We start from the raw sequence: 405 nt of genomic DNA on the forward strand, positions 1-405 counted from the left end.
GCCGCGCCGCCACGCCGGGGGGGGGGGCGGGCGCCCGGGGGGGCGCGCGGCGGGGGGGCCCCCCTACCGGCCGGGCCCCGGCCCCCCCCACGGGCACCGGGCCCCGGCCCGTGACTGCTGACGCCGCCCGTGGGGCGAGCCGCTTAGTTGTCGTCCTCGTCGATCAGGAAGCCCCGCATCGGCGACGGCGCCTGCTGCATCGGCTGCGGCGCGGCCGGCCGCACCGGAGCCATCGGCTGGGTCATCGCGGGAGACATCTGCTGCTGGCCACCGTACGAGGGGCCGCCCATCGGGGACGGGCCACCCATCGGCGAGGGACCACCCATGGGCGACGGGGCACCCATGGACGGGTTGCTCATCGAGTGGCCCATGGGGGAGGGCGTGGGCATGGAGGGGGGGGGGGTC

General features: G+C 79.3%; 1 pseudogene. It reads right to left on the reverse strand.

Going from position 1 to position 405, the window contains the following annotated elements:
* Positions 1–143 precede the first annotated feature (143 nt).
* A pseudogene (locus tag ACFXA3_RS12435) lies at positions 144–405 on the reverse strand (cell division protein DivIVA); the annotation flags it as partial.

It is taken from the genome of Streptomyces sp. NPDC059456, from assembly GCF_042750055.1.
Taxonomy (GTDB): Bacteria; Actinomycetota; Actinomycetes; order Streptomycetales; family Streptomycetaceae; genus Streptomyces.